This window comes from Companilactobacillus paralimentarius (assembly GCF_963227125.1).
Lineage (GTDB): Bacteria > Bacillota > Bacilli > Lactobacillales > Lactobacillaceae > Companilactobacillus > Companilactobacillus paralimentarius.
The window spans coordinates 826,169-841,321 of record NZ_OY724131.1 but is presented as its reverse complement, the minus strand read 5'-3'; the positions used below and the strand labels follow the sequence as shown (position 1 = coordinate 841,321).

13 protein-coding genes are annotated in these 15,153 nt (G+C 35.2%); 2 read left to right on the top strand and 11 right to left on the bottom strand.

Features of this window, described 5'->3' with window-relative positions; translation table 11 throughout:
* Positions 1–119: 119 nt before the first annotated feature.
* The 6 genes from ACI6PB_RS03905 to ACI6PB_RS03880 form a co-directional block, all read right to left on the bottom strand.
* Positions 120–2,177: an LTA synthase family protein gene (locus tag ACI6PB_RS03905; protein ID WP_025085906.1), complete on the bottom strand. Its 2,058-nt coding sequence runs from the start codon at positions 2,175–2,177 to the stop codon at positions 120–122.
* Positions 2,174–3,220, bottom strand: a complete 1,047-nt coding sequence (locus ACI6PB_RS03900) for a lysylphosphatidylglycerol synthase transmembrane domain-containing protein (protein WP_309511137.1) — start codon at positions 3,218–3,220, stop codon at positions 2,174–2,176. The genes ACI6PB_RS03905 and ACI6PB_RS03900 overlap by 4 nt, the downstream gene beginning before the upstream one ends.
* Positions 3,220–4,254 carry a glycosyltransferase family 4 protein gene (locus ACI6PB_RS03895; protein ID WP_025085904.1) on the bottom strand — a complete coding sequence of 345 codons (1,035 nt, stop codon included), beginning with the start codon at positions 4,252–4,254 and terminating at the stop codon, positions 3,220–3,222. Before ACI6PB_RS03895 ends, ACI6PB_RS03900 begins: the two co-directional genes overlap by 1 nt.
* Positions 4,247–5,446, bottom strand: a complete 1,200-nt coding sequence (locus tag ACI6PB_RS03890) for a glycosyltransferase family 4 protein (RefSeq protein ID WP_025085903.1) — start codon at positions 5,444–5,446, stop codon at positions 4,247–4,249. Before ACI6PB_RS03890 ends, ACI6PB_RS03895 begins: the two co-directional genes overlap by 8 nt.
* Positions 5,447–5,523: 77 nt before the next feature.
* Positions 5,524–6,018, bottom strand: a complete 495-nt coding sequence (locus ACI6PB_RS03885; protein ID WP_025085902.1) for a QueT transporter family protein — start codon at positions 6,016–6,018, stop codon at positions 5,524–5,526.
* A gap of 135 nt (positions 6,019–6,153) precedes the next feature.
* Positions 6,154–6,798, bottom strand: coding sequence for a deoxynucleoside kinase (locus ACI6PB_RS03880; protein ID WP_034544351.1), 645 nt, complete (start codon positions 6,796–6,798; stop codon positions 6,154–6,156).
* Between the two features lie 259 nt (positions 6,799–7,057).
* Here ACI6PB_RS03880 and ACI6PB_RS03875 point away from each other — a divergent pair, with 259 nt between their 5' ends.
* Together ACI6PB_RS03875 and ACI6PB_RS03870 are read left to right on the top strand one after the other, a co-directional pair.
* Positions 7,058–7,543 carry an Ig-like domain-containing protein gene (locus tag ACI6PB_RS03875; RefSeq protein WP_404327792.1) on the top strand — a complete coding sequence of 162 codons (486 nt, stop codon included), beginning with the start codon at positions 7,058–7,060 and terminating at the stop codon, positions 7,541–7,543.
* Between the two features lie 15 nt (positions 7,544–7,558).
* The gene (locus tag ACI6PB_RS03870; protein WP_404327961.1) at positions 7,559–9,331 is read left to right on the top strand and encodes a SpaA isopeptide-forming pilin-related protein; all 1,773 of its coding nucleotides are present in this window, start codon (positions 7,559–7,561) and stop codon (positions 9,329–9,331) included.
* Positions 9,332–9,394: 63 nt separating this feature from the next.
* Here the strand turns inward: ACI6PB_RS03870 and ACI6PB_RS03865 are convergent, their stop codons facing one another.
* The 5 genes from ACI6PB_RS03865 to secG all read right to left on the bottom strand — a co-directional run bounded on the left by ACI6PB_RS03865 (position 9,395) and on the right by secG (position 15,138).
* Positions 9,395–11,182, bottom strand: a complete 1,788-nt coding sequence (locus ACI6PB_RS03865; RefSeq protein ID WP_404327791.1) for a DUF2207 domain-containing protein — start codon at positions 11,180–11,182, stop codon at positions 9,395–9,397.
* A gap of 90 nt (positions 11,183–11,272) precedes the next feature.
* Entirely contained in the window at positions 11,273–11,743 is a 471-nt protein-coding gene (smpB, locus tag ACI6PB_RS03860; RefSeq protein ID WP_025085067.1) for an SsrA-binding protein SmpB, read from the bottom strand.
* 6 nt (positions 11,744–11,749) lie between these two features.
* Positions 11,750–14,095 carry a ribonuclease R gene (rnr, locus tag ACI6PB_RS03855; RefSeq protein ID WP_025085068.1) on the bottom strand — a complete coding sequence of 782 codons (2,346 nt, stop codon included), beginning with the start codon at positions 14,093–14,095 and terminating at the stop codon, positions 11,750–11,752.
* A gap of 8 nt (positions 14,096–14,103) precedes the next feature.
* Complete coding sequence (locus tag ACI6PB_RS03850) at positions 14,104–14,841, bottom strand: carboxylesterase (RefSeq protein ID WP_025085069.1); 738 nt, start codon at positions 14,839–14,841, stop codon at positions 14,104–14,106.
* A 60-nt stretch (positions 14,842–14,901) separates the two neighbouring features.
* A complete protein-coding gene (secG, locus tag ACI6PB_RS03845; RefSeq protein ID WP_025085070.1) occupies positions 14,902–15,138 on the bottom strand; it encodes a preprotein translocase subunit SecG in 237 nt (78 codons plus the stop codon).
* Between the last annotated feature and the right edge of the window lie 15 nt (positions 15,139–15,153).

The following is a 15,153-nucleotide window of genomic DNA, read 5'->3' as shown; positions in this document are numbered from 1 at the left end:
GTATTTTTTCAAAAAATATTTACTCGGTCAATTAAATCTCTTTAAACATTGATTATACCCACTTTCAAGCCAAACAAAAAGCGCTAGAAGACATTTTGCTGTCCTCTAACGCTTTTTTACTACTTACTTAATTCTGGTGCATCAGTTTGATACAAGTCAACCATCGACTTATTATCGTTCTGTTCGATTAAACTAGTACCCTTCTTCTTCTCTGCTGCCTTTAATTTCTTCAAAGCAGTACTCTTCTTATAGGAGTAATTTTTCTTATTAACAGTTTCAAATCCAGGTAGCTTGTGGAATCTTAAAAGATCCCCATTAATAACTCTATCAGATAGAGATAATTCTGTTGTTACCTTATTAGACAGTTTTTCTTTCTCAGTCTTCGAGATCTTCTTATCTACTTTACCAGTCTTAGTATTGTAGTAAGTACTTCCAACCTTTGTGACCGTTGGCGAAACAAAGTCACCATTTCTAAAGGCCACAACTTGTGAATGTTCACTTGATAACAAGTCACTACCAAATTGAATCATGTTCTTATTATCAACACCTAAAAGATTCAAGAGTGTTGGTAAAACATCAATTTCACCACCGTAGGTATGGTTAATACCACCCTTTAATCCATCCATGTGAATCATAAATGGAACACGTTGGTACTGAGCATTATTAAAATCATTAAATCCTTTAATACCTGTAAGTTTAGCCATAGCTTTTTTATGGTTATCAGAAATACCATAGTGGTCACCATAAAGAACAACCATACTCTTCTTATCTAAACCTGTAGCTTTTAACCAATCCATGAATTCACCAATAGACTCATCCAAGTATCTAGCCGTTTGAACATAACCGTCCACGGTCTTATCCCCGGTATCAGTCTTAGAAATACTTTGATTCTTCTTATCCAAAGTATATGGATAATGGTTTGTAACTGTAATCAACTTAGCATAGAAGGGTTGTGGCAATTGTTCAATATACTGTGTGGAATCTTTAAGGAAGATCTTATCTTTCATACCATAACCAACATTGTAACTCTTCTTTTGCTTATAGTAATTAGAACTAAAGAAGTAATCATAGCCCCATGACTTATAAGCATTATCACGATTCCAGAAACTTGGAACATCCCCATGGAATGAAGCTGTAGTATAACCATCTTGATCCAAGATTGCAGGCGCTGCTTGGAAAGTATTAGTTGTACCATCAGTAACCATAGCTGACCCTTCTGGTAAACCAAAGAGTGAATTTTCAAGCATCAATTCAGCATCAGCCGTCTTACCTTGTCCAACTTGATTAAAGAAATTATCAAAACTCAACGTATCATTTTCATGATAAATCTTATTAAGATTTGGCGTTACTTCTTCGCCATCCCACTTATAGTCAATCATGAATTGTTGCAAACTTTCCAAATGAATAATAAAGACGTTCTTACCCTTAGCAACACCTGAGTATTCAACATTAGGCTGAACATAATTATCCTTCATGTATTTTTCAATTGAATCAATATCGGAACTCTTTGCTTGTGACTTAACAGCATTCGTTTTTGTCGTCTTAACCAAATCATAGATGTTAAAAACATTAAGGCCTAGATACTTAACAATATAATTATTGTCGAAAGTTCTTGTTAATAACTGTGAACGATCACTTTCAGCCAAAGTCAAATTAGCACCAAACAGCAATACGGCTAATGAACTAATCAAAACTGGAATACGCCAATTAAGACGTTTGACATCCATTTTTATAACATGGAAAGCCAATAATAATATCAAGACAATAACATCAAGAAAAACCAGAAAATCAGTTGGTTTCAAAATCCCCATAATACTCTTACCAAGATTATTGGTTACAGAACCAGAGCCCTTGATAAGCACCATTGTTAGAAAATCTGAAAATTCACGATAGTACAGAATGTTTGAGAATAACCAAACTGAGTCCAAGAAATCAATAATCAGAAGAAAGATATACGACTTTCTTCCCTTCATGTATAAAGCAATTCCAAACAACAATAACATAATTGGAATTGGATTGATGATCATCAAAAATGTCTGAATTGATCCTTTTACACCTAAGTTAAACTTAGTCGTATAAGCATAGATCGTTTTCAGAGTATATAAAAACACAGCTAGAAGTACAAATCCTAGCCTAGTGTTTAAAAAATTGGAAATACCTTTAGTAATACGCTTCATTGTTTTCGCTCCATAGATTTATTAGCAACTTGTTGTTCAATTTTTGGTTTCTTTGAAACTGCGATAATCCCTAAGAACATCCCCAAATAATACGTAATAAATCTCCATAAAAACATACCTAAGATCAAACCTGACGAAGAAGGTATAAATCCAGCAAACAATGTTTTGAAACTGAATTCTGCCCCACCTGATCCACCAGGAATTGGAAAGATCGAGACAATCATAACAATCATAATATGCATAACTAATACATCGATTATATTTACGTGGTCACAATTCAAAGCCAATAAAACAAAATAAACCACAAAGTAGTATAGGAATAATTGCACGATTGTTAAAAGTGATGCTTTGACCACTTTTTTCTTCTCCTGCTTTAAAACCAAACTTTCTTTGTAAAAACTATCAATACTGTTTATAGCTGACTGTAAAATTCTATCACGTTTTTCTTCTTTTAGAAAAAATAAAACCGGTTTCAAAATAATTTGTACCATTTTTTTTGTAAAATCATAGTAATACATGATCATTAGCAAGAACGAAATCGTCACAACATGGATTACCATTCCAAAAACAATCAAAGTTGCTAATCCAGAAAAATGCTTAGCAACACTATTAAAACTTACTAACATGGCCACAATAAAATTAACTAACACCATTGCTTGGTAAATGACAAATTTCATCAATAAGACTGAACTTGCACGACCACCATCGATCTTTGACTGCATTAAACCAAGTAATTGTGCAGGTTGTCCACCCGAAGAAAAAGGCGTAATGGCATTAAAAAGTGCTTGGAGCAAAGGGATACGATACATCTCCCACCAGCCAAACTTACGATCTTCTTTTTTCTTTAATAACGTATGTAACACCATCGCCTCGACGCCATACGACAATAGAATTGATAAAAATGCCACTGCAAGCCAAAAATAATTTAAACTCTTAAACGTTGAAACTAAGGAGTTAAAGTTAATATTTCTAGCTTCCCACCAAAAGATACCAACTCCTAATCCCAACATCACAAAAATTGCTGCTATATGTTTTCTACTCATTATTTATCCTGTTTAGCAATATTATATTGTTCTGTATAAAAGTCATACCAAATTTTACTCAAATTATCTTCTGAGTATTGGTTGGCAGCTTTTTTAGATTTTTTCTTGAAATCTTCCAAAATTGAACGATCTTGATTGGCATGATTAATAAAAGCATTCATATCTGAAAAACCATCAGCTTTTTGATAATAGCCATCAATGATAGCACGATATAATTCCAAATCTCTCAATAATACTGGTGCTCCACAACTGAAGGCTTCTAGAACTGACATTGGGAACAATTCATCGTATGAAGGTAACAAGAATAAATCACAAATATTATAATAGTTAACCAAATCATTACGATCAACTATTCCTGTGAAGGTCATGTTCTTAGGCGCATTATCAATCATATCTTTATAACGGTCATAACCATCGGTGATCTTACCAAATGAAAAACCACCCGCCCAAATGAACTGAATATCTGGGTTAACTTGTGCTAGTTTATAAAAATCATCGATTCCCTTACGTTCTTGAACTTGTCCATCACCAAAAACAACAAATTTATCTTCTGGAACACCAATCTTTTTACGGAAAGCGGCCTTTTCCTCAGCACTCTTCTCGTAAAAGTTATCGGTTGAAACGAAATTAGGGATATATTTGATCTTCTTACGATCCAAACCATGTGCTACCAACTTATCAATAAAAGTTGGATTAACAACCACGATCTGATCCATGCGCTTGTAAAAACTAATTACATAATTATAAAAAATACCACGTGCCGGTTGAGGTAATTTGATACTCCCCTCCAATGTTTCTGGAAGAAAATGTACGTATCCTATTTTGCGACCTCTTTTTTTAGAAAATGTAGATAAGTAGAACTGTGGGTCAATTGTATGATAATGGCTTAAATCACTACGATGGTAGTCATTTATCTTAATATCAAATTCATCACTAAAACGATCTTTTAGCAAATTAACCAATTCAATATAGGCACTACCTACACCTTGGCCTGCAACTTTATCTGCGGATGAAAACATATTTATTTTAATCATTAGAATACTCCTCTGGATCGATTGATGAATCTGAAAGTTTCTCTCTGACGAAGTAATCCTCAGCATGACGATAAAAATCAAGAATTGAGTTACCAAATCCATCTGATGAAATACCGTACAGTACCTTTTGGCGAGCCTCACGATCATCAAATGAGCTAGGGTGGTCGAGATACGTCTTAATCTTAGGTACTAACTGGTCATCTTGACTGAATGTTACACCAACTGAAGGATCAGTCAATAAGGCGTCAGTATAAGGCGCACTTCTTACTACTATTTTTAGACCTGAAGCGATTGCTTCAATATAAGTTAACCCTTGTGATTCCGTGTCACTAGAAGATACGAAAAGATTGGCCATATGATAGTATGGTGAAATTTCATCATGAGCTACTTCACCAGTAAAAATAACATTATCAGTAATCTTTAGATCCTTACTCATTTGAACTAACTCTTCCATATCGGGACCATCACCAACGATTACTAACATAATCTTAGGATTATATTTTAATAATTCTGGCATGGATTTGAGCATATGGTCAATTTTTTTCTCTAAAGCAATTCGACTAAGCATCAAAATAACTGGTGTATCTTCTGCTATACCCAATTTTTCACGTATTATTGAAGCATTAACTGGCTTTGTATACTCTGACAAATCAACCCCTGTTGGCACAATTGAAATCGGCGTTTTAATGCCATAACGATCCAAAGTCTCTTTCACTTGCTTACTTGGAGCGACCACGCCTGAAGCATTTTTCAAAAATAGCTTTGTCATTTGTTTAACATGATATGGTTTCAATAAATGACCATTTAGGACGTAATGCAAATAATCTTCATACATCGTGTGATACGTATGAACAAATGGAATCTTTAATTGTTTAGCAACGAATTTTCCTATCATACCTAAAGAAAACTCGGTCTGAGTATGAACAATATCGAGTTTCAATTCTTTAGCCAATTCGACTGCATGAAACATCCCCCGAATGGCAATTCTTCTATCAGTAAATGAAATAAAAGGCACACTAGTTAAACGAAAGATGTTTGGCTCAATTGTATTCTTAGGCACATTAGGATCGGTTGTCGTAAAAATATAAACAGAATGACCTTTTCTTTCTAAATCATTCTTCAATGTTTGAATTGATGTTGCTACCCCACTAACTTGAGGAAAGTACGTATCAGTAAAAATTCCGATGTTCATAAAATCACATCTCCTTGCAAACTCTATAAAGTAGATTATAACAAAAAAATGAGGGAAGAACTTCCCTCATCTCTGCCTTACTTTATTAATTTACTAAAACTTTTATTCTGCATCAAGAAATAGAAAATTACTGCACCAATGGCTACAACAACTAATTCGCCCAATCCGACCGTAACAAAGTTCAAAGCAAATGGTAATTTCAAGACAAAATGCAATTCCGCCCCAACGATCAAACCATTCACAACGGCACAAATTACAGGTACTAGCCACAAAAATTTTGTCTTAGCAGGAACTCTAGTAATTAAGTAACAAGCAATTGCCGTTGCTAATGTTCCTAAAACTAAGTCGTATGCCCCTAATGATGCACTAAAGATATTTGAGATAAAACATCCAATAATCAAAGACCAACTATATTTATGATTAAAAAATGGCAATAACATCAAGATCTCTGAAACTCGAAATTGGATTTGTCCATAGGAAAACGCTGAAATAACAGGTGCAATTGTCACTGCTACATAAAGCGCCGCCACCAAAGCCAATTGTGTGATATCTCTTACTTTTAAATTACTCAAAATAAAACCCTCCACTGTTTTAATTAATTCCGCAGGTTCATCAGTGTAAACTGCTCTTAATAGGTTATCTTATTTTTAACTTGGTATCAAGCTAATAAAAAAGACAAAACCACTTATTGGCTTTGTCTTAATAATTTAGTCTAATGTTCCACGTTTGCGTAATTGTTCATCAATAAGATCAAGTACTTTTTGACGATCTTCAGGATTTTCAACAAAATCATATTTGTCACCATCAATCTTCATCTTAGGACTGTAATCATAATCGTCATACCAACCATCATAACGACTAAGCAATTGATGATAATATTCTGGTAAAGTTGGATCTTGTTCTGGTTGTTCATATGAACGACCACGCTTTTCAATACGATGAATCATTGTGTCATATGAAATATCCAAGTGTACCAGTAAGTCAGGTGCTTTTTTAGCAGCGGCATATGGTAATTCTTGCATCATGTTGTCTAGAAGTTCATCGTAAACTTTTACTTCTTGAGGAGTAGCTCTTCCCATATCAGCATTCATGTGGAAGAATAATGAATCTTCGTAAATTGAACGGTCCAAAACATTATTATCTTGTACCATTGCTTTCTTAATTGAATCAAAACGTTTATTCAAAAAGTAAATCTGTAGTAAAAATGCATATTTTTTAGGGTCTTTATAAAACAATGGCAAAACCGGATTATTATCAACTTGTTCATAGAAAGCCTCAGTTCCTAAGTGTTCTGATAAAATAGTCGCCAATGAACTCTTTCCGGCTCCAATTGCGCCGCTCAATACGATCATCATTATTCTCCTCCGTAGCTTTTTAATTCTTTATTTGATTTGTTAATTTGCAAAAAAACAACATTCACTATGATACCACTTCAATTCTATATATTGTATACATTTTTGAAATTTCACCATATGTGGTATTTATCACAAGCAATAATCACCTTATTAATAACGTTTTTTAATAATAAAATATTATTTATCCCTAAGCCCTATCGTATTCCCTTTAATCATTCTATAATTGGACTGTACTAATTAAGAAAGGGGAAGAAACATGGGGAATAAATTACGAAATATTTTTACTGCTCTCATAGCTGGATTGACTGTTATAATTTTAGTTCTAACCTTTAATACCAATAATGTTAAAGCTGCAAACAATTATACTAATACAGATATGATTACAAGTGGTTCTATTAACAAACAAGATAAGATTTATAGCATGAGTAGTACCGTACCAATCACATATGAGTACGATACAACCGGTTATAAACTTGAAAATGGTGATACTTTGACTATTGACGTGCCAAGCCCTTTAGCCGTTACGCCAAATGATACTCCATTTAATGTTGTTGGTGACAATGGCGAAGTTATCGGTACTGCAATTTTAAACAGCAGTAACCAAATTGTTGTTACTTTCAACGAAAATGTTGAGGAACTTGAGAGCGTCAAGGGAACACTTTCTATCAACACTGGGGTCACTGTAGATCGTAACAAGGCTCAAGTTGGTTCAAACGATGTTGATTTTAATATCAAGGATTGAAATACTCAACAAAGCATTCTTCAAACTAAAGCAAGTGACAAAAACATCTCGAAAAAGGGTGTCTTTGGTACTGATGCCGAAGGTAATGAAATTGTTACTTGGACTATCCTTGCCAACCGTAACGAATTAAACTTCGGTACAATGAGCGCTCACGATACTATTACTGATCCTAATCTAGAATACGTATCTGGCTCCGTCGTCGTTCAAGAAGCCACTTGGAAAGATAAGGAAACTGGTACTTACAAACGTGGAGATACCGTTCCTTCAAGTAGTTATACTCTAAACGAATCTGGAAATGGATTTGATCTAACTATTCCAAATTCTGGAAAGCAAATGTACGCCATAACCTTCCAAACTAAAGTTACTGATCCAAGCAAAGTAACGGATGGAACAGTCTTTAGAAACGACGCTACAATGACAGGAAGAATTACTGGTAGCGGCAATGAAGCACAAGAAATTAATGAAACAGCTTCTGGAAAAGTTTCTGGTGGAACTAATTCTGGTAATGGTAGTGGTAACAAACTTGGTGCTGTCACATTAACCAAGTTCAATGAACAAGACAACACTACCCCATTAGCAGGTGCCGTCTATGATCTTTACAAAGTTGGTTCAGATACTCCTGTTCAAACTAATTTGACGACCGACGAAAATGGTCAAATCAAACTAACTAACCTTAGTGCTGGCGACTATTATTTCAAAGAAGTCACAGCCCCTACTGGTTACCAATTGAATGGAAATGAAATTCCATTTACTGTCACTGGACAAACTACAACTCCTGTTCAAGTAACTGGTGTTGACGAGCCCGAAAAAGAGGAATTAGGATCAATCGTTATCAAGAAAATTGATGCCGAAACTGGTTACAAATTAGCTGGTGCTGAATTCAATATTGTTAATGATAAAGGTGAAGTTGTTGGAACAATCACAACTGATCGTCTAGGCCTTGGTCATTTCTATAATTTACCAATTGGACACTATAAGTTAGTTGAAACTAAAGCTCCTGAGGGTTATCTCAAAGGTGAAGATGTCGAATTTGATATTAGTACAGATAATTTAACACCAAAGATGATTTCTGTTGAAAATGAAAAAGAAATTGTTGGCGAAGATAGCTATAGTGCAGTTCTTCAAAAATTTGATCGTGATGATTTAACAGTTGGTGTCCCTGGTGCTGAATATACTCTTTACGGTGATGATGGTATTGCTCTAGAAATTGCCGTAACAAATGAATTAGGAGTTATCAAGATTGATAATCTCAAACCTGGTAAGTATTATTTCTTAGAAACTAAAGCTCCTGAAGGTTATGATTTAAATCCTGATAAAATCCCATTTACTATCACTGAGAACTCTAACGAGACTGGTGTTGGTACATTAGAAACATCAGACCCTAAGACTGTCACAACTGAACCTGGTGATAATAACAATGGTAATGAAGGTAATACTTCTGAACCTGGCGACAACAATGGTAACGAAGGTAATACTCAAGAACCCGGCGATAGTAACAATGGTAACGAAGGTAATACTTCTAAACCTGATGAGAATGATAAAGATGACAACGACAATGGTTTAATCGTTGATCCTGAACATCCCAATACAGATAATGGCAACACTGATGAAGGTGGACTTATTACTAATCCTTTGAATCCTGATACTTCAAATAATGGAAATAGTTCTACTTCAGAATCTAATACTGACAAGCTTCCTCAAACTGGTACTGAATCTGGTTTACTAGCAAGTCTTCTAGGATTCGTTCTTCTAATTGGTATTGCTTATCTTAATCGTCGTCATGCTTAATTAATTGCATAAAAAATGGACTGAGAAAAAATTCTCAGTCCATTTTTTTATCTCAATATATTTTTAGAAAGCTCCACCACCGGAACCTCCTCCAAAACCACCAGAAGAGCCTCCTGAGAAACCTCCAGATCCACCTGAGATACTTGATGAGCCCCCTGCTGAAATTGCTCCTGTGAAAGCTGTTTGGAAGCCTGTATTACTGTTAAGAAAACTGCTACTACCAATATAGTAATATGCGATAGCCGAATTATTGACCACGTCAGCTCCAAAATTAACTTTTAAAGCCTTAATTACTTTGTCGGAGACACCGAAGATAACTGCATATGGCAAGAAACGTTCCCAAAGAATAATATCCCCAACCTCGGCCATTTTAATATCATCAATGTCCTCTAGCATTCGTTTAAAGGCTCTAATCTTGTTAACCTCTTCTTCACCTAAATCCGTATACGGTGTAATTTTCTTCTTTATAATCGCATACGGTATCCAAGCTACAAGGCCAATAACTACTAAAATTGCACTACTAAGTAAAACTTTACTACTGAGAATTAAAGAAATCATCAGCATGATACCTAAAACAATATCAACAGCAATGGTCGAAGATTTAAAACTGTCAACCAAATTCATATTGCTTAAGTCTAAATATTTTTCTCGACCTTTGGCTGCATCTTTAGCCCATTTATCAAACTTTTTAGTCATCTTATCATCATTACCACGAGCAAATTTGCGAATATCTTTCAAACAAACCGATTTACCATCACCAATTTTTTCAATTAAATATTTGAAAAACTCATTGGTTGGCGGAACCAAAGCCGTAATTTGATAGTCCTTACCAATCTTATCAATCTTCATACGACGATAGCCAACTTCATTCAATAAATCAGCCGTTAAAGAGTTGCTATTAGCCTTGGATTGACGATCCAAAATTACTTCGGTAAAACTAGGAATGAATTCCGGTTCATCAAAGAAATGATGCAAAGGTGTTGGTATTTGATGCTTCTGTCCTGGATTCTTGTGTAATTTAATAAATTGATAAAGGTAAATAATAACAATAACTACTCCGGCAATCGCCATCATTATCCAATAAAAATTTTTTTCTCGTTGTCGTCTAGCATTGGCTGCTTCAGCTTTTGACTTTTCGGCTGCTAGAATTCTCGCCTTAGCTTTCTTATTCACCACATTTTTATTATCAGCAGTTACAGTTGTGGGAAAAATAACATGACTTTCTACTGATTGATTGGCGGGCAACTCATCCAAAGTCATTACCACTTGACCATTTTTCTTGTCCACTTCTGTATGTCCCGCTAATGGTCCATGTGTCCAGGCTTGTAATTGTGTAATCTTCTTCTCTGGAAAATTCAAGGTTAATTTGATGTTATTCAAATCGTTATCCCAACCATTACCAATAATTTTCCAATTTAGTTCAGCTGTATCTAAATAATTAGTGATCACTCCATAAAGTTGATATTTATAAGTATAAGTTACCATCTCTGAATCAACAGCATGATAAACTTTCATATCCATTGAATTATCGGTTCTAGTAACTTTAACAGTATCATTCTGATTTGAATCATTGTTAACTAGAGTCTTAGCTCCAGCCCCATTGTTATAAGTAACGACAGGGTCACTGGCACCCTTAATCCCCTTTAAATCCTGATTATAATAAACGCCATGATAATCACCTTGAAAATCATAAACAATCTTTTGTGTTAAATCAGCGTTACCATCTTTTTTGATATCGACAGTGACGTCATAATTTTTCACTGTGAATTTATCAGCTTTTACATCAGTGGTAGTTTGAAGTGCTAGAAAAATCGCTAAAAAAGCAAATAACAGCCCTACTAGTTTTTTCATTTGATCCCCCATTGAATCATTAATAGACTAATTTTATCATATTCTAACACTTTAAAAATTTGGGTAAAAAAAAAGCGATCAACCGAAAGGTTAATACGCATTCTTAACAATACGTTGAATTTCTCTTTCTTGATCACGTTTCTTAATTGTTTCACGTTTGTCGTACTTTCTTTTACCTTCAGCCACGCCAATCAATACTTTAGCAAAACCATGCTTTAAGTAAACTTTCAAAGGAATTACAGTAATTCCCTTTTCTTGAACTGTTGAGCTTATTTTACGGATTTCCTTTTTATGTAAAAGCAATTTACGATTTCTCAATGGATCATGATTAAATTGATTTCCTTGATCATATACACTGATATTAACGTTTTCTAACCAAAGTTCACCATTATGGGGTTGAACGAAACCATCTTTAATATTGATTTTACTAGCACGAACTGATTTAATCTCAGTCCCTGTCAAAGAAATACCCGCCTCATATGTATCTAAAATATTGTAGTCATGACGAGCCTTACGATTATTAGCTACCTCATTAGCAGCCTTTGTGTGATGTTTCTTCATCATTCATCACCGACTTTCGTATTTACCACGTCTCTTATGGTTATTATTGTTGTGATTATTACTATTATTACCGTTACCACGTTTATCATTATGACGTCCATGTCCACCACGGCCACGACCATGTTGCATTGAACGTTTCTTCTTAAATTCAGCTTCACGCTTATCGGCTTGTTCTTGCTCTTCAGGTGTTAGGACACGTTCAAAATCGATTTGACGATGCTCAACATCAGCTCTAATCAATTTAACTTTGATTGGTTGTCCAACCTTAAAGATTTTACCAGTACCACGACCATGCATGGACATGCTCTTTTCATCATATTCATAGAAGTCATCCTTCATATTTGAAATATGAATCAATCCTTCAACGGTATTATCCAATTGGATAAACATTCCGAAGCTAGTTACAGAACTAACAACAGCGTCAAATTCACTACCAACTTGATCAGCCATATATTCAGTCTTCTTCAAATCATCGACTGCACGTTCGGCATTGATAGAAATTCTTTCACGACCAGAAGTATGTTCAGCGACATCTGGTAATTTTTCCTTCCACTTAGCTTGTTCATCATCAGTAAAGCCATTAACAGCATAACTATGAATCATACGATGAACCATCAAATCAGGGTAACGTCTGATTGGTGAAGTAAAGTGAGTGTAATACTTTGCGGCTAATCCAAAGTGTCCCAGTGGATTGTCAGAATATCTAGCTTGTTGCATACTGCGCAATAACATGATTGTGACAACTGGTTCTTCAGGCGTACCAACAACCTTTGACAAAACATTTTGGAACATCTTCGGTGTAATTTCTTTCAAATTACCTTGAACTTGTACACCCATTGCGGCAACAAATTCAAAGAAGTTCTTAACCTTTTCATCATCTGGTTTTTCATGGACACGATACAAGAATGGTACGTGTTTCAAATTATAATTCATGGCTACAGTTTCATTGGCAGCTAACATGAATGATTCGATCATCTTTTCAGATGTTCCACGTTCTCTTAACTTAATATCAATTGGCTTACCATTTTCGTCAACAATGATTTGTGCTTCAGTTTCTTCAAAGTCGATAGCACCACGTTCATGACGCTTGTTGAATAAAATTTCATGAAGGTCCGCCATGTTTTTCAGCATTGGAACTAATGGTGCGTATTCTTTAGTAAGAAGTTCGTCACCCTTCAAAATTTCATTAACATTGTTATATGTCATACGATACTTAGATCTGATCACACTAGGATAAATATCATATTTTACAATATCACCCTTGTGATTGATTTCCATATCACATGTCAAAGCCAAACGATCTTCATCAGGATTCAAAGAACAAATTCCATTAGACAATCTGAATGGCAACATTGGAATTACCCGATCAACCAAGTAAGTACTTGTTCCACGAGCATAAGCTTCTTGATCAATTGGTGAACCCTCCGTGACATAATGTGTAACATCAGCAATATGAACTTCCAAGTGGAAATTACCATTTGGTAACATGTCAACGCCGACAGCATCATCAAAGTCTTTGGAGTCATCTCCATCAATAGTGATAACCATATTGTCAGTTAAGTCTTTACGACCTTCTTTTTCACTGTCCAAAACATGGTCAGGAATTTCTTCAGCAGCTTTAAGAACCTCACTTGGAAATTCAGGATTGATATCATTATCAACCACGATCGACATAATATCGACACCGGGATCATTCTTGTTACCAATCACTTCTAGTGCTGTTCCTTCCATACTTTGAGGATGCTTATCATCAGGATATTCATCAATTGAAACTTGAACCATATCCCCCATTTGTGGATGGAGACCCTTATCAGAAATGAAAATCATATATGAAGCAATTTTCTTTTCATGACTTTGAATATAACCGTAGAAACCAGTCTTTTCAACTTGAGAATCACTATATGGATGAAATTCACCAACAACTTTTGTCAATGATCTTTCTACAATTTTAGTGACCTCACCTTCAGGCCCTTTGTCGATCCAAGGATTAGATGGCTTAGTAATCTTTACATCCACAACGTCTCCGTTAACAGCATGTAAAGTATTACTTCTAGCAATAAAAGCATCTGGTTCTACTTCATCATAACGAACGAAACCAAATCCCTTATCATTACCCTTAAATTCACCTTCAACAGTTGTTTCGGGTGCAGCCATCTTGAATTCATCTTTATTAGTTAGACTAATTTTACTTTCGCCCTCCAAAACAGCCAAAGCTTTAACAACACGTTTAAAGGCTGAAGCTCCGTGCATTCGTAATATATCTTCTATTTGTTCAGACTTATAGCGGCGATCAGGATTACTTCTGAAAACCTCTAATATATCTGCAATTAATTTATTTTCTTTATCTGGCATTTCTATCCTCAATTATTTTCTAAAAAGTTTAACACGGCACTCTCCAATTCATGGTGAGCACTGTTGATGGTTAGGACATGTTCTGCATCATACCAATGCAGCTGTGCTGTTCCAACCTTTTGAGCCACAATTTTTGCGGCATCCGGATTTACTAATTTATCACTCGTACCTTGACCAATAAAATATGGTCGATTTATTTCAGCCAAATTTTCAGTTACACCAGCGGTAGCTTTACTTATCTCCGTCAACATCGAATCTATCTTAGAATCAACGACTCTAATTTTAGAATCAATCTCAACTTCTGTTAAGCCCTGTTGAACAGAATACACCTTTTTTGCGTAGGTCATAAAGGCATTTCTAATTTCCTGAAAGTTAGTTGTATACAGTGGCGATCCGAAGACACCACCTGACACTACTTCCGGAATTTCCTCTAAAGCCTTAGTAGCAAAAATTGCTCCTAAAGATAAACCAAAAACTGAAATTTGTTTTTTTCCATGAGCTTTTAAGAAATCCACTGCTTCAAGTGTTTGTTCCCACCAACGATCAGGTCCGCCAAGATTTAAAATATCCAATGGCTCAGGAGTTCCGTGACCGGCAAACATTGGAGCATAAGCAGAATAACCGCTACGTTCCAAAGATCTGCCTAATAATCGCATATCATTAGCCGTGCCTGAGAAAGAATGCAAAAGAAGAACTGCACTTGAACCCTTATCAAAATAAAACGGTTGGGGCGTTAAAATTTTCATATCACAAATGCTCCTTATAACAAAAAACCTCCTGAGTAACTTTCAGGAGGAATAAATTGCTTAGTGAGATGATAAGTATACTAGTATCAATGAACAAACGAAAAATAATACTAGTAAAACGTAGGTAACCTTAACCATAAAGGCCTCGAAACCACGTTTCTTTTGGTTGCTGAATAGGTCGCCACCACCACCAGATAATGCATTCAAAGCATCTTGTTGCTTTGTAGGCTGCATTAAGACGGCAATTATTATCAAAATGGAAACGATTATCAACACTGTTTCAATAACGTTATACACCTGTAAAACCTCCGT

Excerpts from the sequence above, each read along its gene's own strand:
- ACI6PB_RS03905 (WP_025085906.1), bottom strand. The coding sequence starts at position 2,177 with ATGAAGCGTATTACTAAAGGTATTTCCAATTTTTTAAACACTAGGCTA.
- ACI6PB_RS03900 (WP_309511137.1), bottom strand. The coding sequence starts at position 3,220 with ATGAGTAGAAAACATATAGCAGCAATTTTTGTGATGTTGGGATTAGGA.
- ACI6PB_RS03895 (WP_025085904.1), bottom strand. The coding sequence starts at position 4,254 with ATGATTAAAATAAATATGTTTTCATCCGCAGATAAAGTTGCAGGCCAA.
- ACI6PB_RS03890 (WP_025085903.1), bottom strand. The coding sequence starts at position 5,446 with ATGAACATCGGAATTTTTACTGATACGTACTTTCCTCAAGTTAGTGGG.
- ACI6PB_RS03880 (WP_034544351.1), bottom strand. The coding sequence starts at position 6,798 with ATGATCGTATTGAGCGGCGCAATTGGAGCCGGAAAGAGTTCATTGGCG.
- ACI6PB_RS03875 (WP_404327792.1), top strand. The coding sequence starts at position 7,058 with ATGGGGAATAAATTACGAAATATTTTTACTGCTCTCATAGCTGGATTG.
- ACI6PB_RS03865 (WP_404327791.1), bottom strand. The coding sequence starts at position 11,182 with ATGAAAAAACTAGTAGGGCTGTTATTTGCTTTTTTAGCGATTTTTCTA.
- smpB (WP_025085067.1), bottom strand. The coding sequence starts at position 11,743 with ATGAAGAAACATCACACAAAGGCTGCTAATGAGGTAGCTAATAATCGT.
- rnr (WP_025085068.1), bottom strand. The coding sequence starts at position 14,095 with ATGCCAGATAAAGAAAATAAATTAATTGCAGATATATTAGAGGTTTTC.
- ACI6PB_RS03850 (WP_025085069.1), bottom strand. The coding sequence starts at position 14,841 with ATGAAAATTTTAACGCCCCAACCGTTTTATTTTGATAAGGGTTCAAGT.